General features: G+C 75.5%; 16 protein-coding genes and 1 pseudogene. 6 read left to right on the top strand and 11 right to left on the bottom strand.

All coding sequences use genetic code 11. The features are described from left to right. Positions 1–53: 53 nt before the first annotated feature. The 4 genes from QK440_RS01465 to QK440_RS01450 form a co-directional block, all read right to left on the bottom strand. The gene (locus tag QK440_RS01465) at positions 54–2,528 is read right to left on the bottom strand and encodes a dolichyl-phosphate beta-glucosyltransferase (protein WP_282791072.1); all 2,475 of its coding nucleotides are present in this window, start codon (positions 2,526–2,528) and stop codon (positions 54–56) included. After that, complete coding sequence (locus tag QK440_RS01460; protein WP_282791071.1) at positions 2,525–3,298, bottom strand: GntR family transcriptional regulator; 774 nt, start codon at positions 3,296–3,298, stop codon at positions 2,525–2,527. Before QK440_RS01460 ends, QK440_RS01465 begins: the two co-directional genes overlap by 4 nt. A 1,169-nt stretch (positions 3,299–4,467) precedes the next feature. Then, a complete protein-coding gene (locus QK440_RS01455; RefSeq protein WP_282791070.1) occupies positions 4,468–5,871 on the bottom strand; it encodes an aspartate aminotransferase family protein in 1,404 nt (467 codons plus the stop codon). 262 nt (positions 5,872–6,133) lie between these two features. Then, a complete protein-coding gene (locus QK440_RS01450; protein ID WP_282791069.1) occupies positions 6,134–6,772 on the bottom strand; it encodes a hypothetical protein in 639 nt (212 codons plus the stop codon). Positions 6,773–6,986: 214 nt separating this feature from the next. Here QK440_RS01450 and QK440_RS01445 point away from each other — a divergent pair. Beyond that, a pseudogene (locus QK440_RS01445) lies at positions 6,987–7,661 on the top strand (response regulator transcription factor); the annotation flags it as partial. Positions 7,662–7,853: 192 nt separating this feature from the next. After that, positions 7,854–9,191: a HAMP domain-containing sensor histidine kinase gene (locus QK440_RS01440; RefSeq protein WP_282791068.1), complete on the top strand. Its 1,338-nt coding sequence runs from the start codon at positions 7,854–7,856 to the stop codon at positions 9,189–9,191. Here the strand turns inward: QK440_RS01440 and QK440_RS01435 are convergent. Together QK440_RS01435 and QK440_RS01430 are read right to left on the bottom strand one after the other, a co-directional pair. Next, on the bottom strand, positions 9,160–9,978 hold the full coding sequence (locus tag QK440_RS01435; RefSeq protein WP_282791067.1) for a VTC domain-containing protein: 819 nt from the start codon (positions 9,976–9,978) through the stop codon (positions 9,160–9,162). The two genes, QK440_RS01440 and QK440_RS01435, sit on opposite strands and share 32 nt — an antisense overlap. Beyond that, positions 9,975–10,601: a DUF4956 domain-containing protein gene (locus QK440_RS01430; protein WP_282791066.1), complete on the bottom strand. Its 627-nt coding sequence runs from the start codon at positions 10,599–10,601 to the stop codon at positions 9,975–9,977. Before QK440_RS01430 ends, QK440_RS01435 begins: the two co-directional genes overlap by 4 nt. 201 nt (positions 10,602–10,802) lie before the next feature. On the opposite strand from QK440_RS01430, the gene QK440_RS01425 reads away from it, so the two are divergent. Both QK440_RS01425 and QK440_RS01420 read left to right on the top strand, forming a co-directional pair. After that, positions 10,803–11,393: a DJ-1/PfpI family protein gene (locus QK440_RS01425; protein ID WP_282791065.1), complete on the top strand. Its 591-nt coding sequence runs from the start codon at positions 10,803–10,805 to the stop codon at positions 11,391–11,393. Beyond that, positions 11,390–11,905, top strand: coding sequence for a MarR family transcriptional regulator (locus QK440_RS01420; RefSeq protein WP_282791064.1), 516 nt, complete (start codon positions 11,390–11,392; stop codon positions 11,903–11,905). Before QK440_RS01425 ends, QK440_RS01420 begins: the two co-directional genes overlap by 4 nt. Positions 11,906–11,918: 13 nt before the next feature. Here the strand turns inward: QK440_RS01420 and QK440_RS01415 are convergent, their stop codons facing one another. The 4 genes from QK440_RS01415 to QK440_RS01400 form a co-directional block, all read right to left on the bottom strand. Continuing rightward, entirely contained in the window at positions 11,919–12,131 is a 213-nt protein-coding gene (locus QK440_RS01415) for a hypothetical protein (RefSeq protein WP_282791063.1), read from the bottom strand. Beyond that, positions 12,128–12,595: a hypothetical protein gene (locus QK440_RS01410; protein ID WP_282791062.1), complete on the bottom strand. Its 468-nt coding sequence runs from the start codon at positions 12,593–12,595 to the stop codon at positions 12,128–12,130. The genes QK440_RS01415 and QK440_RS01410 overlap by 4 nt, the downstream gene beginning before the upstream one ends. Positions 12,596–12,723: 128 nt before the next feature. Next, on the bottom strand, positions 12,724–13,986 hold the full coding sequence (locus tag QK440_RS01405) for a helix-turn-helix domain-containing protein (RefSeq protein WP_282791061.1): 1,263 nt from the start codon (positions 13,984–13,986) through the stop codon (positions 12,724–12,726). A 33-nt stretch (positions 13,987–14,019) separates the two neighbouring features. Further along, on the bottom strand, positions 14,020–15,279 hold the full coding sequence (locus QK440_RS01400) for a helix-turn-helix transcriptional regulator (RefSeq protein WP_282791060.1): 1,260 nt from the start codon (positions 15,277–15,279) through the stop codon (positions 14,020–14,022). Positions 15,280–15,550: 271 nt separating this feature from the next. Between QK440_RS01400 and QK440_RS01395 the strand changes: the two genes are divergently transcribed. Then, entirely contained in the window at positions 15,551–17,464 is a 1,914-nt protein-coding gene (locus QK440_RS01395) for a serine/threonine-protein kinase (protein ID WP_282791146.1), read from the top strand. A 212-nt stretch (positions 17,465–17,676) separates the two neighbouring features. Here QK440_RS01395 and QK440_RS01390 read toward each other — a convergent pair whose 3' ends face one another. Beyond that, entirely contained in the window at positions 17,677–18,090 is a 414-nt protein-coding gene (locus QK440_RS01390; protein WP_282791059.1) for a hypothetical protein, read from the bottom strand. Positions 18,091–18,484: 394 nt separating this feature from the next. Between QK440_RS01390 and QK440_RS01385 the strand changes: the two genes are divergently transcribed. After that, a complete protein-coding gene (locus QK440_RS01385) occupies positions 18,485–22,147 on the top strand; it encodes a hypothetical protein (protein WP_282791058.1) in 3,663 nt (1,220 codons plus the stop codon). The last annotated feature ends 24 nt before the right edge of the window (positions 22,148–22,171 follow it).

Genomic DNA, 22,171 nt, shown 5'->3' with positions numbered 1-22,171 from the left:
ACGCGCCCGCTACGGTGCGTGTTGTTCCCGCAGCGTAGTGGCAGCCGCGCCGCTCAGGCTCCCCCTCGTACGTCCCAGATCCACACCCCGTCTACCCACTTTCCGCGCTGTTCAAGGAGATCGTCCAGGGTCGTGCGCAGCGCCGCGTCGGCGGGCTGCGGGGCCAGGACGACGACGCCCGCGTTCCAGAACCGCAGGTCCTCGCGGACGGCCCGGCGCCAGGCGTCCGTGGCCCGCACGGCACGGCCGGTGCCCCGGATGTCGCGCAGGAGGGTGGAGGTGTTGCGGGGCGGGGCGCCGTAGATGCCGATCCGGTCCGGGCCCCAGGGCCCGTTGAAGTAGCCGCCGGGGAGGCGGAAGCCCAGGCCGGCGGTGGTCTGCCAGTGCAGCGCCTCCGCGTAGCCGGGGTCCGGGAGCGGCACCGGGACGAGGGTCTCGCCCGCGGCCGTGTCCACGTACCGCCGCCAGGTGCCGTCGGCGACGAACGCCGGGACGTCGATCCGGTCCACGGCCTTCAGCGGCAGCGGCACGATGGGCAGCAGGGCCGCGGCGACCGCGCCCAGGCCCGCGTACCGTACGACGAGCCGACCGCGGCCCGGCGCGGTCCGGCCGGGCGCCCGCTCCTCCCGCGTCACCCGGTGTCCGTCCGTCACCAGGTGCTCGATCGCGAGGGCCACCAGCATGCCGAGCACCGGCGCGCACACCATCGCCACGCGCCCCTCGATGACGGACTCGAACAGCGGCCGGTCGGCGAGGAGCGCCCATGGGCCCGGCAGCACCACGTCCGTCAGCGGAATGCGGAACTTCGGTCCCAGCGAGAGCAGCGCCGCCGCGACCGCCGTGACCGCGAGGGCCTTCACCACCGGGCGCCGCCACAGCCACACCACGACCGCCAGGGCGAGGACGACGAGCGGCCAGCCGTAGAAGGCGTTCTGCTCGGTGGGGTTCATCGACAGCGCGGCGGCGGTGTCCGCGTCGCCCGCCAGCGAGCGCTCGGCGAAGGAGAGCAGGGCGAGCGGGCTGTTGCCCGCGTCGTCGCCGTGCAGCACGCTCTTGTAGCTCTGCGGCCCGAAGAACTGCCACCACAGGGGGAACGCGACCAGCGGCAGGCACACCCCGAGTCCGATCCCGACGCCCCGCGTCAGGGGGCGCCAGGCGGCCCGCGCCACGTCCCGTCGTACGACCGCGTACGCGACGGTGAACAGCACCATGCCGAGGGCCGCGAGCAGCAGCGGCTCCTCGCCGAGGAAGATCTGGTACGTCGCGAACAGGCCGAGGACCACCCCGTCCCGGACGACGTGACGGCCCTCGCACAGCCGCAGCGCCCGGTCGACGATCAGCGGGATCATGAACAGGACGATGAAGTTCGGGTGCGCGTGCGCGTGGCTGACCATCGGCGGCGCGAAGGCGGCGAGCGCCGCGCCGGTCGCCGCGGCGCCCCGGTGGCGTACGAGACGTCGGCGCAGCAGCCAGTACCAGGCGGTCGCGGTGGCGGCGAGGCCCAGCGTCATCGCCACGTTCAGGCTGACCGCCGGTCCGAACGCCCAGGTCACGGGGGCGAGGGGGACGGAGAGGCCGAGCATGACCGTGTTGGCCATGAGGTTCACGCCGTCCGGCGCGTTCTGGAGGGTCGTGAACAGGGGGTTGTCGAAGTGGCTGACGTTGCGGGCGGTGACGGCGAAGAACCACTCCCACTGGTTCTGGTCCTGGAGGGCGTGGGGCAGGTAGCGGTGGTCCGGTGAGATCCAGCGGCGCGCGTAGAGGGCGGTCGAGGCGGCCAGGAAGAGGAACGCGACGAGCAGGTCGGCCGGGCGCAGCGCGCGGGCCCGCAGGGCGGTCAGCTCGGCGAGGACGCGGGCGTAGTCGGCGGGCCGCACCTTCGAGCCCTCCTGGTGCGACCAGCGCACCGGCACCTCCGCGACCGGCCAGCCCTGGGACCGGAAGTGGTGCAGTATCTCGACGTCTATGCCCCAGCCACGCAGGCGGGACGCGGCGAACGCCGCGCGGGCGCGGTCGCCGTCGAACAGCTTGAACCCGCACTGGGTGTCGCGGATCCCGGGGACGGCGACCGTACGTATCAGGAAGTTCCCGCCCCGGCCGAGCAGCTCGCGCAGCCGGTGCTGGTGCACGCCGATCGTCGCGCCGGGCCGGGCGCGGGAGCCGACCGCCGCCGCGTGGCCCTCGGCGAGCGCCTTCTCCAGGGCCTCCAGCTCCTCTATGGGCGCGGCGAGGTCCGCGTCCGTGACCAGGACGCGGCGGCCGTAGGAGGCGAGGACGCCCTGGCGCAGGGCGTGGCCCTTGCCGCGGTTCGCGCCGCCGCGGACGAGCTGGACGCGGGGGTCGGCGGCGGCGGCCTCGGCGGCGATGTCCGCCGTGCGGTCGGTGGACCCGTCGTCGACGACGATCAGCTCCCAGGCCGGGGGCCCGCCCGGGGCGTCGAGGTAGGCGCGGACGGCTTCCAGGGTGGGGCCGAGGCGGTGTTCCTCGTTGTAGGCGGGGATGACGACGCTGAGGTCCACGCCGGTCATTCGGCTGCTCGCTGGGGGGTGGGGTGGGGGTTCTCGCCGTGGTTGAGGTGCCGGACGTCCTGTTCCTCGGCGGCGTCCTCGGCCGCCAGCGCTTCCACCAGCCGCAGGGAGTGGGCGTTGTACTCCGCGACGATCGTGTGCGCCGTACACGCGTCGTGGCGTGCGAGGGCGTCGACCAGTTCGGTGTGGCGTGACCACAGGCGGCCGCGCAGGTGGCCGGCGCGCTCGGCCTCGCGGCGCAGGTGCGGGACCGCGCACACCCAGGACTGGACGCGCAGGCGGTGCAGGAAGTCGGCCAGGTACGGGTTGCCGAAGAGGGCGCTCAGCTCGCGCCAGAAGCGCAGGTCGTAGCCGATGAGGACGGTGAGGTCGCCGGCGGCGGCCGCGCGGGAGGCCTCCTCGCCGCGGCGGCGCACGGACACGAAGCCGGACGGCGGTACGGGCTCCCGGTCCGGCGCCGTGGCCAGCTCGCGGAAGATGCCGTCCGCTATGAGGCCGCGCGCCTGGAGCATGCCGCGGTAGTCGGCGAGCGAGTGCTGGTGCACGCGGAAGCCGCGGTGCTGCACGGAGTCCAGGAGGCCGTGGGCGGTGAGGTTCACCAGGGCCTCGCGGACCGGGGTCGCGGAGACGCCGTACTGGTCGGCTATCTCCTTCACCGTGAACTCCTGGCCCGGCACGAGGCGGCCCGCGAGAATCTCGTCGCGCAGGGCGTCGGCGATCTGCTGGCGCAGGGTGCTGCGGATGACGGCCGGGCCGTCGGCTCCGGGCATGGTTGGTGGCCTCCCCCTGCGTGGTCGTGTGCGGCTTCGCCGGACGCGTGGTGGTGTCGTCGCTTACGAGCACGTCAGACTACGCGGTCGGGGTTCCGCCCCGGGGGGCGCGGGGCCGCCCGGCCGTGGGCGGGTGGGGCTGTCGTCGCGCCCCCTGCCCTCGTCCAGGCTTGGTCCCACCCACCCGCCCCCACCCTGCTGGGCAGGCAGGCCTGGGAGCAGCGGAGCATCGGTTGGGGCTGGGGCTGCCGCAGGGCCGACCCCGCCCACCGGCCCCCGCCAAGGTGGAAAGCGGGGTTCGGCTACCGGACCGGGCCTGGGAGCAACAGCCTCAGCGCTCCGCGCCAGGGCCCGGCCGACCGGGCGGGAGGCACACCCGAGCACGACCACCACAGCACTGCCCGCCGGGACCGGACGGGCAAGGCACGGATGGTGTCGGTACGCCAGAGGAAGGAAGGCCCGTCCACGGGGAGGAGGCGCTCCGCGGTGAGGACGGGCCGACGGGGCCGGGTGGCCACGGGCGGGAAGAAAGGGGCTGACCACGGCGGGGAAGCGCTCTGCGCCGGGGCCGGGTGGTCATGGGTGGGTGAGTGGGAGAAGACCCCGGCGGCGGAGCAGGCTTCACGTCGGGGCCGGACCGACAAAGCCGCGTGGCCACGGGCAGGCAGGTGGGAGAAAGCCCCAACGGCGGCAGAGCAGCGCTCCGCGCCGGGACCGGACCGACGACACCAGGTGGTCACGGGCGGGCAAGTGGGAGAAAGCTCCGGTGGTGGGGCAGTGCTGCGCGTCAGGGCTGGACCGACAAAGCCGGGTGGCCACGGGTGGGCGGGTGGGAAGGAAAGGGCTGGCCACGGCGGGGAAGCGCTCCGCGTCGGGGCTGGGCCGGCGAAGCAGGGTGGTCATGGGCGGGCGGGTGGGAGAAAGCCCCGACGGCGGCGGGGCAGTGCTGCGCGTCGGGGCCGGACCGACGCAGCCGGGTGGTCATGGGCGGGTGGGTGGGAGAAGGCCCCGACGGCGGCGGGGCAGTGCTGCGCGTCGGGGCCGGGCCGGCGGGCCGCGGAGTCGCGGGCGGGCGGGTGGTGAGGCTCCGCAGGGCGCGGGCCTGCGGGGTGCGGGCCTGCGGGGTGGGGCCCCCGGGGGCCCCGGGGGGTGGGGCCCTGGGGGTGGGGTTATGCGGTGTGGGCGTCGGCCGCGTCCAGGGCTCGGTCCAGGGCCGCGAGGCCAGCCTTCGCCTCGGACTCCGTCACCGTGCACGCGGGCACCACATGCGTACGGTTCATGTTCACGAACGGCCACACCCCGTTCGCCTTCGCGGCAGCGGCGAACGCGGCCATGGGCGCGTTGGCCTCCCCGGTCGCGTTGTAGGGGACGAGCGGCTCGCGCGTCTCGCGGTCGCGTACCAGTTCCAGGGCCCAGAACATGCCGAGCCCCCGCACCTCGCCCACGCTCGGGTGGTGCTCGGCCAGCTCGCGCAGGCCGGGGCCGACGACCTCGGCGCCGATCCGCGCCGCGTTCTCGACGACCCCCTCGTCCTCCATGACGTTGATGGTGGCGACGGCGGCGGCGCAGGCCAGCGGGTGGCCGGAGTAGGTGAGGCCGCCCGGGTAGGGCCGCCGGGCGAAGGTCTCGGCTATGGCGCCGGAGATGGCGACGCCGCCGAGCGGCACGTACCCGGAGTTGACGCCCTTGGCGAAGGTCAGCAGGTCCGGTACGACGCCGTCGTAGTGGTCCACGGCGAACCACTTGCCGGTACGGCCGAAGCCCGCCATCACCTCGTCCAGGATGAGGACGATGCCGTGCCGGTCGCACAGCTCGTGGACGCCCGCGAGGTAGCCGGGCGGCGGCGGCATGATCCCGGCCGTGCCGGGGACCGTCTCCAGGATGACCGCGGCGATCGTTGCCGGGCCCTCGAAGGCGATGGTGTCCTCCAGGTGTTGGAGGGCGCGCTCGCACTCCTGGGTCTCGTTCTCGGAGTAGAACGGCGACCGGTACAGGAACGGCGCCCAGAAGTGCACGACCCCCGCCGAACCGCTGTCGTTCGGCCAGCGGCGCGGGTCGCCGGTGAGGTTGATCGCGGCGGCGGTGGCGCCGTGGTACGAGCGGTACGCGGCGAGCACCTTGGGACGGCCCGTGTGCAGCCGGGCCATGCGGGTGGCGTTCTCGACGGCCTCGGCGCCGCCGTTGGTGAAGAAGATCTTGTCCAGGTCGCCCGGGGTGCGCTCGGCGATGAGCCGGGCCGCCTCCGAACGCGCCTCGATCGCGAACGCCGGCGCGAACGTGGCGAGGCTCGCGGCCTGCTCCTGGATCGCGGCGACGACCTTGGGGTGCTGGTAGCCGATGTTCGTGTAGACGAGGCCGCTGGTGAGGTCGAGGTAGCGGTTGCCCTCGTAGTCCCAGAAGTACGAGCCGTCGGCGCCGGCCACCGCGAGCGGCGTGATCAGCTCCTGCGCCGACCAGGAGTGGAAGACGTGCGCGCGGTCGATCGCGGCGACCGCGGCGCCGAGCTCGGGGTCGGGCTGAGGCCCCCGCCGGAGGTGGGGCCGGGGGTCGGACTGAGGGGTCAGAGGGGTCATGGGGGCGAGGGTAGGCGGCGGTGGTGCGGGCGGGGCATGGGCGGGATGTCTGGCGACCGCCGCATAACCCGACAACCTGTCGGGCCCGCCGCCCAGCGGTCCTTCGCGAAGTGCGTCCACCCGTCCCCGCCGTGCCCGGTCGGCCCGGCGCCGGCCGCCAGGCCGGACCATGTACCTCACGCGTAGAACGAACGCTCTACCCAGAGGAGGAACAGGTGCCCGGCCCGGCTCCAGCGGAGGCAGGAGGGTGCATGCAGTGGGGTCAGTCGTCCGGGGCGGGGCGGGCCCGGGGGCCGGTGGGGTCGCAGGTGATGGCGTACGACAGGTCGTCGTCCGCCGCCGCCTCGTCGCTCGGCTCCGCCTCCAGGCGGACCACGCGCCCCGGGCCCCGTACGACGTCCTCGTCGAAGTGGTAGCCGTCCGCCGGGCTCCAGGAGACCAGGTACGCCGTCCCGTCCGGGCGGCACTCCACCGTCGCCGTGCCCCCGGTGAAGCGGACCGTGGAGCGCGCGGCCGGCGGAGGAGTGGGCGGGTGCGTCGGCCGGGTCGTGCCGTGCTGCGGGCCCGGTGTCGCCGAGGGCCCCGGTGTGGCGGACCGCGCCGGGGGCGGAGACGTCCGTGTGGGCCCGGCCCCCGGTGGCGTCGTCGGTCCGGCCGACCGTGCGGGCGGCGGGGCTGTCCGGGTGGGCGGCGGGGCTGTCCGGGTGGGCTCGGCGGCCAGCGCCCTGCGCACCGCCCCCTCGTCCAGCGGGCGGCTGTGCGCCGTGCCCCCGCTGTCCGCACTGGCGAGCTGCCACGCGCCCAGCGCCCCGGCCGCCGTGCCCACGGCGACCCACGCGGCCGTCCCCGCGGCTCCCCACCTCTTGCCGCTCCACCACTTGCCCGCGGCGCCTGGCCTCATGACACCCGTCCCACCCTTCGCCGTTCGAGCCGTTCGAGCCGTTCGAGCCGTTCCAGCCGTTCCAGCCGTTCGAGCCGTTCAGGCCGCTCCGGTCCCCACCCTCTCCGGGCCTTCCCTAACGTCCGGTTAAGGCCCCGGTTAAAGCTCCGCAAGGACCTGGTCCCGGCGTGAACCAGGAGTGAAGTCCGCGCGAACCCCTGGCTACCGTGGCCCCATGGCCCATCTTCTCGTCGTGGAGGACGATCCCCAGTTGCGCGGTGCCCTGCTGCGGGCCCTGCGGGACAAGGGGCACGCCGTCGCGACGGCGCCCACCGGCATGGCGGGGCTCGACGCGGCCGTCACGCGGCGGCCGGACCTCGTCGTCCTGGACCTGGGGCTGCCGGACGTGGACGGGGCCCAGGTGTTGCGGATGCTGCGGGCCGTCAGCGACGTACCGGTCATCGTCGCGACCGCGCGCGACGAGGAGCCGGAGATGGTGGCGGCCCTGGGCGACGGGGCGGACGACTACATCGTGAAGCCGTTCGGGGCGGCCCAGTTGGACGCCCGCGTGAAGGCGGTCCTGCGCCGCCTCGGCGCGGCTGCGGCCGAGGAGCCGCTGCGCGTGGGCGGGCTCACCGTGGACCCCGCCGCCCGCGAGGTGACGCTGGACGGCGCCGCCGTCGACCTCACCCCGCGCGAGTTCGACCTGCTCGCCCACCTGGCCCGGCGCGCGGGCCAGGTGGTGTCGCGGCGCGAGCTCCTCGCCGAGGTCTGGCACCAGCCGCTCGGCGGCGCCGACAAGACGGTCGACGTCCATCTGTCCTGGCTGCGCCGGAAACTGGGCGAGACCGCCCAGGCCCCGCGCTACCTCCACACCGTCCGCACGGTGGGCGTCAAACTCGCCGCCCCGGACGCACCCCCTGCCCCCACCGCCACCGCCACCGCCACCGCCCGCGCAGGGACCGCCGATTCCGCTACCCCCGGCGAACCACCCGCTCCCCCTGAGCGGCCCGAGCAATCCGAACGACCCGAGCAGCCCGAACGGCACGCGCCCGAGCAGCCCGAGCAGCCCGCGCCCGAGCGGCATTGACGGGCGGACCCCGTGCGCCGCCGCCTCCTGCTCCTCACCGCCGCCACCACCGCCCTCGTCCTCACCGCGCTGCTCGTCCCGCTCACCCTGCTCACCCGCAGCCACGCCGCCGACCGCGCCACCGCCGAGGCCACCGCGCGCGCCCAGTGGGTGGCCCACGCCATCGGGCCCGCGCTGGCCTCCAGGAAGGAGCGGGCCACCGCCGAGCAGACCGTCGAGAGCGTCAACGGGCCCGGGCTGCCCCGGGCGTCGCTGGTCCTGGGCGACGGGACCGCCCTCGGGCCGGGGCCCGCCGCCGTCACCGACGCCGTGCGGCTCGCCCGCACCGGGCGGGCCTTCACCTACGAGCCCTCCTCCGGCGGGCGGCAGGTCCTCGTCCCCGTCCACGGCGCCGCCGACGGCACGGCGGTGGTGCAAGTGACGCTCACCGACCGGCAGTTGTACGCCGGTACGCTCGCCTCCTGGCTCGTGCTCGCCGGCATCGGCGTCGGGCTCGTCCTCCTCGGGCTGCTGCTCGCCGACCGGCTCGGGGCCCGCCTCGTGGGCGCCACGCGGAGCCTGGCCCGCACCGCCGACCGGCTCGCCGCCGGGGACCTGTCGGCCCGCGCCGCCCCGGACGGGCCCCCGGAGCTCCGCCTCGTCGCCGCCGAGCTGAACCGGCTCGCCGCCCGCATCGACGACCTGCTCACCGCCGAACGCGTCACCGCCCGCGAGAACGCCGCCGACCTCGCCCACCGGCTGCGCACCCCGGTGGCCGCCCTGCGCCTGGACGCCGAGACCCTGCGCGACCCGGAGGAGGCGCGGCGCATCGCCGCGGACGTGGACGCGCTGGAGCGCAGCGTCGACGACGTGATCCGCAAGGCGCGCCGGCCGCTGAGCGCCTCCCCGGCCGCGGACCTGGCGGCCGTCGCCCGCGAACGCGCCGCGTTCTGGCTGCCGCTGGCCGAGGACCAGGGGCGCCGCAGCGAGGCCGTCACCCCCGGCCACCCCGGGCCCGCGCCCGTACCCGTCCCGGTGCCCGTCCCGTACGACGAACTCGGCGCCTGCCTGGACGCGTTGATCGGCAACGTCCTCGACCACACGCCCCAGGGCACCTCCTACCGCGTCACCGTCGACACCGCTCCCGGGCCCGGCGGGCACGCCCGGCTGACCGTCACCGACGACGGGCCCGGATTCCCCGCCCCGGACCCGGCGACCGCCACCGCCCGGGGCGCCAGCGGCGGCGGCTCCACCGGGCTCGGCCTGGACATCGCCCGGCGTACGGCCGAGGACGCGGGCGGCACCTTCGCCGTGGAGCACGGTCCGACCCGGGTCGTCCTCACGTTTCCCCGCCTGGAGCCGGGCCCGTGACCCGCGGGAACGCGACCCGTACCGCCCGCGCCCACCGGTTGACCCCCAGCTCCGGCCGCACGGCCGCGAGGCCGCCGCAGTACTTGGTGAACTCCGCGGCCCGCAGCCCGTACCGGTGCAGGACGCGGTCCGCCTCCGTGAGCTTGCCGCGCGTCTTCGTCTCGACCAGGACGAGTCCGCTGTCGGCCGCCGCCGTCCGGCCCGTCGCCACGTCCCGTACGACGAGCGCGGCGTCGCAGGTGATCCGCTGGCCGTCGGCCACGAACGTCGCGCGGCGGTAGTCGGTGACCAGCGAGGGCCGCAGCGCTCGCGGCGCCTCGATGCCGTACGCGCCGCGCAGCACCCCGGCCAGGAAGCCGCGCCGGGCGCCGTCCAGCGCGTGCTCCTCGCCCCGCATGCGCTGGCGGTGCTTGACGGTCTCGCCGCGCCCGGTCTTCAGCTTGACCTCGAACTGCCGCTCCCCGCTGTCCTGGTAGACCCGCTCCCGGATGCGGTAGCGCAGCCTGCGGCCCTGGCGGTGGTCGTGGAACGTGCCGAGGTCCGGGGTGTCGTAGTACGTCGATACGTAGCCGAAGCTGCGGCGGCCGTTGATGCTCAGGGCGCGGAACGGGCCGCCGCGGCGGCGCGGGTCGGTGAGCAGCGCGGCGAAGTCCTCGAAGACCTCGACGGGCACCAGGTAGCTGTGGTCGTAGCGGGCGAGCAGCTCCGCGCGGGCGTTCAGCTCGGCGAGCGAGACGGGGTGGGCGGCGAGCGCGGCGCGGCTGAGGGCACGCAGGGCAGGGTTCACGCGAGCTCCTTGCTGAGGCGTGGGGCCGGTCGTGACGTCTTCCGTACGAACGACCGGGACGGCCGCACGGGTTCCGGCTGCCGGAAGCGGACTTCCAGGACCATGAGGTCGCGTACGTAGTCCACCTCGTGCACGGTCCAGCCGAGCGGCTCGCCGAGCCGGTGCCGCAGTTCGGCGCACAGGGCGCCCTCCTCGCGGTACACGGCGTCGAGGGTCACGACGGCGCGGCGGTCGCGGGCGTACAGGCGCGGGTGGTCGGCCACGTACATCACCAGCAGCAGCACGGCCGCGAGGCCCCCCGCCATCGGCAGCGACAGGCCGGGGAGCCCGCACAGGAGCCCCAGGACGAGCGTCGTGAAGTAGTACGCGACCTCCTGGTGGCGCACCGCGTCGGAGCGGAGCCGCACGATCGACAGCACCCCGAACAGCCCGAACCCGAGCGCGAGGCCGCCGCCCTTCGCCTCCGAGAGGGCCGCGACGACGGAGAACAGGGCGACGTTCAGGGCCAGGTACGCGGGCACCAGCTCGCGCCTGCGGTGGCGCGGATAGAACACGGCGAAGGTCAGCAGCGCGACGGCCGCGAGGTCGAGCCCCAGGTGGGCGGCGAGGGTCTGAAGGTCCATGGCCCGGACGCTAGGGAGGCGGGGGTTAAGGGGACTTCCCGTGCGCGTTAAAGCCCCCGGGCCCGCCCGGGTGGGACAGCCGCCCTCCGCCGCCCGGCGCTCACCGCCCGCTCGCAAGCATTGACAACACACTGTCGTATTGACAGCATGCTTACATCAGCCCCGGGCCGCCCGGGGCGGCACCGGCTCCCGGAGGTCCTCATGAGCAAGGCCGTCCACCTCGCCGTCTACGACACGCTCGCCGACTGGGAGACCGGGTACGCGACCGCGTACCTCGCCCGCACCGGCCACACCGTGCGCACCGTCGCCCTCACCGCCGACCCGGTCACCAGCGTCGGCGGCGTCCGCGTCCAGCCCGACCTCACGCTCGACGCGCTGCGCCCCGAGGACAGCGAGCTGCTGATCCTGCCGGGTGCCGACCTGTGGGACACCGGTCGGAGCCTCGCGCCGTTCGCCCGCGCCGCCCGCGCCTTCCTCGACGCGGGCGTGCCCGTGGCCGCGATCTGCGGCGCCACGGCGGGCCTCGCCCGCGAGGGGCTGCTCGACGACCGCGCCCACACCAGCGCCGTACCGATGTACCTGGACGCGACGGGGTACGGGGGCGCGGCGCGATACGTCGAATCCGACGCCGTCACGGACGGGGACCTGATCACGGCGGGCCCCACCGAGCCGGTCGCGTTCGCGCGCGAGGTCCTCAAGCGGATGGGCGCCTTCGAGGGCGAGCGGCTCGACGCCTGGTACCGGCTGTTCCACGACTCGGACCCGGCCGCGTACGAGACGCTGAACGCATGAGCCCCACGACGAACGGCGCCCGCACCACGGAACAGGAGCCCGCTGCCGGGCCCGAGCCGAGTGTCCGCGCCGCCCAGGAGTTGCTCAGCCGCACCGCGCTCGGTGTCTTCCGGCTCAACGGCCAGTTCCTCGCGGTATCCGAGGAGCTGGCCAGGCCCGCCGGGCTCACCGCCGCCTGGTGGCAGGTGCTCGGCGCCGTCCTGCGCGAGCCGCTGCCCGTGGCCGGCGTCGCCCGCGCCATGGGCATCACCCGGCAGAGCGTGCAGCGCGTCGCCGACCTGCTGGTGGAGCGGGGCCTCGCCGCGTACGAGCCGAACCCGGCGCACCGCCGGGCCAAGCTGCTGCGGCCCACCGAGGCCGGGCGCGCGGCCGTCGAACGGATCCGGCCGGGCCACGCGGAGCTCGCGGCGCGACTGCGGGACACCCTCGGCGAGGAGCGGTTCGCCCGCGCCGCCCAGGCCCTGGAGGAGCTGTCGGACGCGCTCGCACGGCTGGAGTCCGCGGAACCGTAGAGGTGCGCCCGGTTCACCAGCGCCGCCGCCTCGGCCGCGGCGGCGGCAGCTCCGCCCACAGCACGTCCTGCCTGGCGTCGCGTAGGCCCCTGCGCAGGTAGAAGGCGCCGCGGCACCGCTCCTTCCAGCCCAGGGCGCAGCGCGGGCAGGTCCGCAGGTGCTCCAGGTAGACCAGGTACGCGGCTTCGGCGCGCCGCTCCAGCGAGGCCGGGTCGGCGGACGTCACGGCACCACCGCCCGCAGCGGGTCCGCCGTGCGGAGCAGCGCGCGCAGGTGCCGGGCGTCGCACAGGCCCCCGGGCGTCCGGGGCTCGACGACCCAGCGGGTGAGCATGGTCGGGTGGCCGGGGCGGGGAACGCCGAGGTAGGTGTCCGTGGAGAGCCGCTCCTCCGGCCCGTCCCACTCGACGCCCGGCCCGACGAGCACGTAGTAGGGACCGAGACCGCTCCGCAGATCTCGAAGCACGGGCCCCGCGAGCCAGTCCCCCAGCGCGTCGGCCACCGTCCGCGGCTGCTCACTGCCCGCCGCGGCGTGCATCCGCTCAGCCGGAACGCGCACCGCGTCGAAGCGACGCCCGAGCGGGATCAGGGCGACGCCGCACCTCTCCCACTGCGCCCAGGCGTTCTCGGGGTCCGGGTCGGCGTGCGCCAGCCAGTCGGCGATCAGCCTTCTGTTCTCCGCTGTGGTCATCCGGCTGCCCTCACGGTCACGGTGCTGTTTCCTCACAACGGCGACCGTAGGGCGGACAGCGACGGGGCGGGGGTAGGAGACCTACCCCTGGGCGAGGGGGTAGGTTCCCTACCCGTCCATCGATCACCTCACAGGGGCACGCCGAGCTCCCTGGCCAGGTCGGCCGCGTCCTCGCGCACCATCCGCGGGCCCGTCCTCGCCAGTTCGGGCAGTGTGCTGCGGGTGTGCAGGTTGTACTGGATCGTCTCCGGGGACTCCCGGAAAGCGCGGTGCAGGTAGCTCACGGCGGCGGCGCCCTCGTCGAGCATGTGGTGCGCGCGGGCCGTCTCGATGAGGTGGTAGGACCGGCGCGTCGCCGACGGGATCTTGTCGAGGTCGAGGCTCGCGGCGACCTCCAGCGCTCTGGCGGGCTGCACCAGGTCGTTGTGCATGGTGATGGCGTAGCCGTCGACGACGCCTCGCCCGAACATGAGCCAGGGGTGGGCGTAGTCCTCGCCGAGCCGGCGTGCCGCGTCGTCGGCCTTGTCCCAGTACCGCCAGGCGTCCCCCGCCTGCCCGGTCTTGGCGTACGACAGGGCGACGGCGAGGTGCAGCAGCCCCCGCCGGGCGATGTGCTCGGGGTCCTCCGTGCCGGGCAGCAGCGCGGCCGCCTGTTCGGCCAGGTCGACCCGGGCCTCCGCGGCTTCACCGGCGTCGCGGTGGACGTGGTTGACGTACCAGGCGGCGGAGGCGATCGCGCGCGGGCTGTCCGCCTCCTGCGCGGCGGTCATGGCCCGGTCCCCGGTGAGCGCGACGAGATCGGGGGCGGGCTGGAAGCTGAGGAACAGTTGAGCGAGGTGGTAGGCCTCGGCCTGCGCCACGAGGGCACGGCGGCGCTCGGCGCCCTCCAGCACCCGGGCGGCGTACCGGGTGTCGTCGAGCAGCGCGGGCAGGAGCCGCGCGATGCGGGTGCGGTTGCCCTCGGTCGCGCCCCGCTGTCCCGCCCGGCGGTCCCGGGCGTGCCACAGCTTCCATGCCTGGCGCAGCCTCGCGGCCAGCACCTCGGCGGGCTCGGGCCGCCGGTCGTCGGGGGCGAGCCGGTAGCTGTTCAGTGCCTGCTTGATGAGCGGGAGTTGCCGGTGCTCCGCCTTGGTGTAGGTGGCGGCCGCGATGCGGTCGTCCCCGGTGAGTTCGGTGAGGTCCTCGACGCCGAGAACCCGTGCGAGCCGCACCAGCTTGGGCAGGCGCGGCATGCCGATGGCGCCCTTCTCGACGGCTTTCACCCATTCCACGGAGTGGCCCATCACGTCCGCCACGTAGGCGCGCGTCCTGCCCGCACGGGTGCGGGCCCGCTGGACACGCTGGCCGAAGGTGAGCTGCGGTACCGGTGCGGTGTCGGCGGTCTCGGGCATCTGGTGCCTCCGTTCAGGGCATGGAACATGTACCTACCCATGGGGGTGGAAGAAGCCGGCCAAGTCCCGTTGCTTCGCTGTCAGGCGGCGCCGCTTGCTCTTGCCGAGGGCGTCCTGGAACGTCTCCCTGGCCATCCGCTGGTGACGCAGCCACTCCGGCGTCTCGTGCCAGAGGGACCACAGGATGTCCGTCGCCTCGTCGCTCTTCCGCAGCATCACGTGGGCCTGCGCGACGTCGAGCAGATGCCGCCGCATGAAGAGCCGCCCCTTCTTGCCCGTCGGGGGCGGCATCCGTTCGGACAGCCGCAGCACGCGGTCCGGCTTCTCCGCCACGAGCTGGTTCTCGATGCCCTGGAAGGCGACGGTGCGCCAGTCGAAGCGCCCCCAGGACGACACGGCGACCGCCTGCCCCGCGCCGAGCGCGACACCGGCCGTGCGGCCGAGTCGCAGGATCTCCCGGGCTTCCCTGGGGCGGTTGTTGCGGGCGGCTGCCGCGCTGCTGTGCACCAGCAGCTTTCCCCACGCCCCGAGGGAGTGGCGGGTGGCCCTGGAGATGCGCGGCTCCACGGCGTCCGCCGTGGTGATGCTCACCTGCTCGGCCTCGTCCAGCCGTCCCTGCCGCATCAGCAGCCAGCCCTGCTGGTAGACGGCTGCGGCCACGCCTCCCGTGTCGTTCACCCGCACGGCGTCCTCGATGGCGTCGCGCAGGGCGATGTGGGCCAGGTCGTATGCGCGGACCTGCGTCAGGTACCGGCCCGCCATCTGGAGCGCGTCGGAGCGGATGCGCAGTGCCTCGCAGTGCTCGGGGCCGTTATCGAAGTGCCGTACGGCGGCGTGCGCCGCGTGTACCAGGCTCGGGAGGAGTTCGGCGACTTCGCCGTAGCGGTCCTGGTGGTAGGCGTTCCCGACCTCCTGGGCGGTCGCCCGGAGGCGGGAGAGGTCCGGTTCTGTGGCCACGGTCTCGGGCACGCCGACCCGTCCGGTGAAGGAGACCGGCGGCGCGACGGCCTGGCGCAGCGGCATCAGGCCGAGGTTGTCGTTGTCGTCGTCGTTCCGGGTGCGGGAGTGGGGGCCGGAGGACTCGAACAGCGCCGACGTGCGGACGTTCAACGCACGGGCGAGGGCGTGGTACGTGTCGAGGCGAGCGGTGCCGCCGCGCTCCAGCTTCTTCAGAACTCCCAGGCTCAGGTTCGCCCGTTGGGCCAGGCCTTCCTGGGTCAGGCCGCGGTCGCGACGGAGTTCGCGCAGCCGGGCACCGGGATGTGCGGACGCGGGGCGAATCGGATCGGGCATCTGGTGCTCCGTTCTCAAGGTCGCACTGGAAACGGTACGCCTGGCGGCCCCCGCCTCGGCGGCCCTTCCGCGCCGCTGTCTCACGGAACTGTCACAGATTCCGTCGACGGCTGCGGAAAGAGCGCCCATGATGTGGGCTAATACGGACCGGAGGGGTGTTCCACGGACCGTGTGAACGGTCCGTAGACTCCTCGGTCTGTTGCACGGCGGCACACGCACAGTCGCCGCCGCGAAGTGGCTGGAACTGGGGGAGGACGGCGCCGCGATGGCCATGGAGAAACTGGGCCCGGGGGATCCGCAGCGGATAGGCGCCTACCGGCTGCTCGCGCGGCTCGGCGCGGGCGGCATGGGCCAGGTGTACCTGGCGCGGTCCGGCCGCGGCCGGACCGTCGCCGTGAAGCTGGTGCGCGAGGAGCTGGCCGCGCAGGACGAGTTCCGCGGCCGCTTCCGGCAGGAGGTGGAGGCCGCGCGGCGCGTCGGCGGCGCCTGGACCGCACCGGTGCTCGACGCCGACACCGAGGCCGCGATCCCCTGGGTCGCCACGGGGTACGTCGCCGGGCCCTCGCTCCAGACCGTCGTCTCGCACGACCACGGGCCGCTGCCCGAGCGGTCCGTGAGGATCCTGGCCGCCGGGCTCGCCAACGCCCTGAAGGACATCCACGCCGCCGGGCTCATCCACCGCGACCTGAAGCCGTCCAACGTGCTGGTCACCATCGACGGCCCGCGCGTCATCGACTTCGGGATAGCCAGGGCCCTGGAGACCGTCACCGACGGAGGCCTCACCCGCACCGGGGCACTCGTCGGCTCTCCGGGGTTCATGGCGCCCGAGCAGGTGCGCGGCGACCGGGTCACCGAGGCGGCGGACGTCTTCTGCCTGGGTTCCGTGCTCGCGTACGCGTCGACGGGCGCGCTGCCGTTCGGCACGGCCAACAGCGGCGTGCACGCGCTGATGTTCCGCATCGCGCAGGAGGAACCGGACCTGGAGCGGGTGCCGGAGTCGCTGCGCGAACTCATCGGGCACTGCCTGACCAAGGCACCGGGCGACCGGCCCTCCCTGGACGACATCCTGGACCGCACCGGGGCCGGGGACACCCTCTTCGAGGGCAAGACCCGCGACCCGTGGCTCCCGGGGGCGCTGGTGGCGCAACTGGGGCGGCATGCCGTGCAGTTGCTGGAGGTCGAGGACCCGGAGGGCGACGCGGGGGCCGAGGCCCGGCCGGACGGCGGCCCGGCACCCGCGCCCGCCCTATGGAACGGCGACCAGCCGGGGCCCCAGCCGGGAGCCCACCAGCAGGGAGCCGCCGCGCGGCCCCAGCAGCCGGGCACGCCGCCGCCCACCGGCCCGCCCCTGCCGGGCACCCCCGCGCAGGCCCCCCCGCCACCCGGCACCCCCGGCCAGGGGTCCGTCGACCACCTGCCCACCATGGTCAGCGGCGTGCCCCCGGCCCCCGCGCCCACGCCCGCCCTGCCCGCCACGCCGCCGCACGGCCACCCGCCCGCCTACGGCCATCCGCAGCCCGCGCAGCCCATGCCGGCCGCTCAGCCCGCGTACGGCTATCCGCAGCCGCCCGGCGGCGTCACACCCCCGTACGGGCCGCCGCCGCTCGACCCGCCGCGCCGCAGCACCCGCTCCACGGTGCTGCTCGTCGCCGTGGCCCTGGTCGTGGCGCTCGGCGCGGGCGGAACCGTGTACGCGGTGATGAAGGACAAGGGCGACCCGAAGGCGCACGGCGACGACAAGGGCCGCCGGAACAGCGCCCCGACGACGCCGGGCACCCCCTCGGAGACCGCCGGCCCCACCTCGCCGACGCCCTCCCCGTCCCCCGAGGACGACGAGGGCACCGTGCCCGACAAGTTCCTCGGCACCTGGAACGGCACGCTCACCGGCGACGCGGGCGTCAGCACCCGGCGCCTGACCATCCAGCAGGGCGAGGTCGGCGACACCGTCCTGTCGCTGACCGCCGACGGCCCGCTGGCGGGCGGCGGCACCTACCACTGCGTCTTCCAGGGCACCCTGACCTCCGCCTCCGACACCGAGCTGCGCATCTCCGCGACCCAGGTCACCGTCGGCCCCGCCACGACCTGCGAGCCGGGCAAGCCGAGCGTCGTCACCGTCCTGCCGAGCGGCGAGCTGCGCCGGGCCGACGCGGACGGCGGCAAGGCGCTGACGTACACCAAGGGCTGACGGACGCCGAGGACTGACGGGCATCCGGGGCGACGGGCACCACGGGCCGGGGGCCGGGCGCCTGCCGCGGGCGGGCGGCGGCGCGTACACGCCGGAGGGGCGCCGGGCCTGTCGGCCCGGCGCCCCCTACATCAGTCCTCCGCCTGTGCTCCCCCGTCGGCTCAGGCGCCTGTGGCCCAGGCCGAGGACGCTCTCCCGCGGCCGGCGACGCCTCAGTAGGCGATCTTGCCGGTGCTGCGGTTGGCTCCCTTGAACTGGATGTAGAAGCCGGCGCCGTCCCGCACGTTCGAGGCGGCCACCTTCCACACGCCCTTCTTCGCCTTCTTCCAGCCGTTGCACTGGCCGGTGTTCTTGAAGCAGACCCGCACGTCACGGGTGTAGTTGACCTTCAGGTTGATGTCGGTGCAGTTCCTGGTGGCGTAGGCGTAGGTGCCCGTGGCCGGCCAGTGGGCGTTGCGGCCGGGGCCGCCCGGCGTACCGGTGTAGTTCCGGGCGCTGCCGTAGCAGGACTGGGCCGTCACGTCGCCCTTGGACTCCGCGGCGCCGGCCGCGCCGGTCGCCAGGACGCCCGTCCCTCCCGCGAGCAGCGCGGTGGTCATGGCGAGCGGCACGATACGGGTCTGCATGCGCACGGGAATTCCCCCTGTGTGTCGGCTGTCGTTCGGTGGCCCCGCCTCCGTCGCCGGGCGGCGGTCGGGCCGTTCAGCAGCGATTCCAGCGGCCGCGGAGTTGTCCCGCAGCCCGCTTCCGTGCCGCGGGACAAAGAACTGCGCCGGGAGCCGGCCGGTGGGACACCCGTGGCGGGCCCGTGAGTTGGCTCGCGCGCCCCTTTGCCGGGCCCCGCCGCCCGGTGTAGGCCTGTCCCTCACGCACGCCGGCGCGCGACACGGAGGACGCGCGGTGGGACGCCGGGGAAGGCCCGGTGGGACACGGGGAGCGCGGTGGGACGCCGGGGACGTGCGGTGGGACGCGGGGAAAGTCCGGTGGGACACGGGACACGGGGGACACGGGGGAGGCGTGGTGGGACGCCGGGAGAAGCCGATCGACCCGGACGCGGGGCCGGTGCAGCGGTTCGCGTACGAGCTGCGCGCGCTGCGCCGCGAGGCGGGCACGCCCACGTACCGGACGATGGCCAAGGGCTCCGGATACTCCGTCACCGCCCTCGCCTACGCGGTCGCGGGCGAGAAGCTGCCGTCCCTGCCCGTCACGCTGGCCTACGTGAAGGCCTGCGGCGGCGACCTCGCCGACTGGGAGCGGCGCTGGCGCGAGGTCCGCCGCGAGGAGGCCGCGCTCCCCGCGCCCGGGGACGACGACGCCGAACCGCCCTACCGGGGGCTCGCCCGCTTCGAGGCCGGGGACAGCGACCGCTTCTTCGGCCGCGACCGGCTCACCGGCGACCTCGTCCGCCTGGTCCGGGAACACCGCCTGGTCGCCGTCTTCGGCCCCTCCGGCAGCGGCAAGTCCTCCCTGCTGCGCGCCGGGCTCATCCCCCGGCTGCGGCAGGCCGGGCCCGGCGCGCCCCGGCCCGCCGCGATCCGCATCCTCACCCCCGGGCCCCGGCCCGCGCACACCCACGGGCGGCTCCTTCGCCCGGCGGCGGGCGAGGGCGAGACCTGGCTGGTGGTCGACCAGTTCGAGGAGGTCTTCACCCTCTGCCGGGACGCGGACGAACGGGAGCGGTTCATCGGCCGGCTCCTGTCCGCCCGCGACCCGGACCGCCGGCTGCGCGTGGTCCTCGGCGTCCGCGCGGACTTCTACGGCCACTGCCTCCAGCACCGCGGGCTCGCCGGGGCGGTGCGCGACGCCGCCCTGCCGGTGGCGCCCATGAGCCCCGCCGAGCTGCGCGAGGCCATCGTGAAACCGGCCGCCGCCCAGGGCCTGCTCGTCGAACGCGCCCTGACCGCCCGGCTGATCGAGGAGACCGCGGCCGAGCCCGGCGGCCTGCCGCTGACCTCGCACGCCCTCCTGGAGACCTGGCGCCGCCACGAGGGCCGCACCCTGACCATGGCCGCGTACGAGGCCTCCGGCGAGGTCGCCGGGGCGGTGGCCCGCACCGCCGAGGAGCTGTACACCGGGCTGCCCGCCGGGCAGCGCGAGGTGGCCCGGCGGGTCCTGCTCCGCCTGGTCACCCCCGGCGACGGCGTGCCCGACACGCGCCGCCCCGTGCCGCGCGCGGAGCTCGACGCGGCCGGCGCCACGGACGTCCTCGACCGGCTGGCCCGCGCCCGCCTGCTCACCCTCGACCACGACACCGTCGACCTGGCCCACGAGGCCGTCATCACCGGCTGGCCCCGCCTGCGCGCCTGGCTCGACGAGGACCGCGAGCGGCTGCGCTGCCACCGGCGGCTCACCGAGGCCGCCGCGGCCTGGCGGGAGCTGGGCCACGACGCCGGGGCGCTGTACCGGGGCACCCGCCTGGCCACCGCCGATGAGCACTTCCCCCGCGCCCACGAGCACCCCGAACTGACGCCCCTGGAACGGGACTTCCTCACCGCGAGCCTCACCGCCCGCGACCGGGAGCGGCGGGCGGCGGCCCGCGTCACCCGCCGTCTGCGCCGGTTCGCCGCGGCCCTGTCCGTGCTGCTCGTCCTCGTCCTGGCGGCCGGACTGATCGCCTGGCGGGAGAGCCGCGACAGCGCGCGCGAACGCGACCGGGCCCGGGCCGCGCAGCGCGTGGCCCAGTCCCGCCAGCTCGCCGCGCAGTCGGCGGCCCTGCTCGGCAGCGACCCCGACCGGGCCGCGCTGCTCGCCGTGCGGGCCCACCACACGGCCCCCACCCCCGAGGCCGCGAGCAGCCTGTACGCCGCGGCCGAGCTGCCGCTGCGGCACCGCTTCACCGCCGACGGCGGGCCGGTCCTCGCGGTGGCGTTCAGCCCCACCCGGGACACCCTCGCCACCAGCGGCAACAGCGGGACCGTACGGCTGTGGGACGCGGCCACCGGAAAGGCGCGGGCCGACCTCACCGGGCACGGGGGCGAGGTCTACTCGGTGGCGTTCAGCCCGGACGGGCGCACCCTCGCCGTCGGCGGCGGCGCCCGGGTCCGGCTGTGGGAGGTGGCCACCGGCACCGTGCGCACCACCCTCGCCGGACGCGGCGACGCGGCCTCCACGCTCGCCTTCAGCCCCGACGGGCGCACCCTGGCCACCGGCGGCGACGACGGCACCGTACGCCTGTGGAACACGGCCACCGGCCGGGCCCGCGCGACGCTCACCGGCCACCAGGGCGAGGTCTCCGGGATCGCGTTCCGCCGCGACGGGCGCACCCTGGCCACGAGCAGCGCCGACAAGACCGTACGGCTGTGGGACACGGCCACCGGCCGCGGGCGCGCCACCCTCACCGGCCACCGGGGCGAGGTCTCCGCGGTGGCCTTCAGCCGCGACGGGCGCACCCTCGCCACCACCGGCTACGACCGGACGGCACGGCTGTGGGACGTCGCCACCCGGGCGCCGCGGGCCGTCCTCACCGGGCACGCGGCCGAGGTGTCCGCCGCCGCGTTCAGCCCCGACGGGCGCACCCTCGCCACGAGCAGCGCCGACCAGACCGTACGGCTGTGGAACACGGCCACCGGCCGGACGCGGACCGTCCTCACCGGTCACACGGCCGCGGTCTCCGGGGTGGCCTTCAGCCCCGACGGGCGCACCCTCGCCACCAGCGGCTACGACCGGACGGTCCGGCTGTGGAACACGGCGCCGCGCACCCCGCACACCACGCTCACCGGGCACACCGCCCCCGTCTCCCTGGTGGTGCCCGGCCCTGACGGGCGGACCCTGGCCACGGGAGGCGCCGACGGCACCGTACGGCTGTGGAACACGGCCACCGGCCGGACGCGGACCGTCCTCAAGGACCGTGGCGGACCGGTGCTCGCGGCCGCCTTCAGCCGCGACGCGCGCACCCTGACCACCGTCGACGACACCCAGCGGGTACGGCGCTGGGACGTGGCCACCGGCGAGCGGCGCGGCGCGTCGGGCGACCGTACCGACGTGCTCGCCGCCGCGGCGATCAGCCCGGACGGGCGCACCCTCGCCACCCTCGTCGAGCAGCAGACGGTGCGGCTGTGGGACCGGGCCGCGAGCCGGACCCGGGCCAGGCTCCACCACTCCGCGGCGGTCCTCGCGCTCGCGTTCGGCCACGACGGGCGGCTTCTGGCCACCGGCGGTGTCGACGGGACCGTACGCGTGTGGCACACGGCCACCGGACGCGTCCGCGCCACGCTGCGCGGCCATCCCGACGCCGTCGAGGCGACGGCCTTCAGCCGGGACGGACGGCTCCTCGCCACCGGCGGCGCCGACGGGGCCGTACGGCTGTGGGACACGGCCACCGGCCGGACGCGGGCCGTGCTCACCGACCGCACCGGCCCGGTCCTCGCGGTCGCCTTCAGCCCCGACGGGCGCACCCTGGCCAGCGGCGGCGCCGACGGGACGGTGCGGCTGTGGGACACGGCCACCGGCCGCGTCCGCGCCCGGCTCGCCGGGCACACCGAGTCCGTCCGCGCGGTGGCCTTCGGCCCCGGCGGGCGGACCCTGGCCACCGGCGGCGAGGACCGGACGGCCCGGCTGTGGCGCCCCGACCTGCCGACGCCGCGCGAGGCGGTCCGGCGGATCTGCCGGGCGCTCGGAAACGGACCGGCCCGGCAGGAGGACGGGAGTCCCCTGCCGGGCCGGTCACGGAGCGGTCCCTGCTAGACGTCCGCGTTGGACGCCCGCGTT

This window comes from Streptomyces sp. CC224B, assembly GCF_030010595.1.
GTDB classification, from domain to species: domain Bacteria; phylum Actinomycetota; class Actinomycetes; order Streptomycetales; family Streptomycetaceae; genus Streptomyces; species Streptomyces longispororuber.
The sequence above is the reverse complement of the archived record's forward strand: the minus strand, read 5'-3'. Positions and strand labels throughout refer to the sequence as shown.

What these genes read in the sequence shown, in the direction of transcription:
- QK440_RS01465 (WP_282791072.1), bottom strand. Translation starts at nt 2,528, where the DNA reads ATGACCGGCGTGGACCTCAGCGTCGTCATCCCCGCCTACAACGAGGAA.
- QK440_RS01460 (WP_282791071.1), bottom strand. Translation starts at nt 3,298, where the DNA reads ATGCCCGGAGCCGACGGCCCGGCCGTCATCCGCAGCACCCTGCGCCAG.
- QK440_RS01455 (WP_282791070.1), bottom strand. Translation starts at nt 5,871, where the DNA reads ATGACCCCTCTGACCCCTCAGTCCGACCCCCGGCCCCACCTCCGGCGG.
- QK440_RS01450 (WP_282791069.1), bottom strand. Translation starts at nt 6,772, where the DNA reads ATGAGGCCAGGCGCCGCGGGCAAGTGGTGGAGCGGCAAGAGGTGGGGA.
- QK440_RS01430 (WP_282791066.1), bottom strand. Translation starts at nt 10,601, where the DNA reads ATGGACCTTCAGACCCTCGCCGCCCACCTGGGGCTCGACCTCGCGGCC.
- QK440_RS01425 (WP_282791065.1), top strand. Translation starts at nt 10,803, where the DNA reads ATGAGCAAGGCCGTCCACCTCGCCGTCTACGACACGCTCGCCGACTGG.
- QK440_RS01420 (WP_282791064.1), top strand. Translation starts at nt 11,390, where the DNA reads ATGAGCCCCACGACGAACGGCGCCCGCACCACGGAACAGGAGCCCGCT.
- QK440_RS01410 (WP_282791062.1), bottom strand. Translation starts at nt 12,595, where the DNA reads ATGACCACAGCGGAGAACAGAAGGCTGATCGCCGACTGGCTGGCGCAC.
- QK440_RS01405 (WP_282791061.1), bottom strand. Translation starts at nt 13,986, where the DNA reads ATGCCCGAGACCGCCGACACCGCACCGGTACCGCAGCTCACCTTCGGC.
- QK440_RS01400 (WP_282791060.1), bottom strand. Translation starts at nt 15,279, where the DNA reads ATGCCCGATCCGATTCGCCCCGCGTCCGCACATCCCGGTGCCCGGCTG.
- QK440_RS01395 (WP_282791146.1), top strand. Translation starts at nt 15,551, where the DNA reads ATGGAGAAACTGGGCCCGGGGGATCCGCAGCGGATAGGCGCCTACCGG.
- QK440_RS01390 (WP_282791059.1), bottom strand. Translation starts at nt 18,090, where the DNA reads ATGCAGACCCGTATCGTGCCGCTCGCCATGACCACCGCGCTGCTCGCG.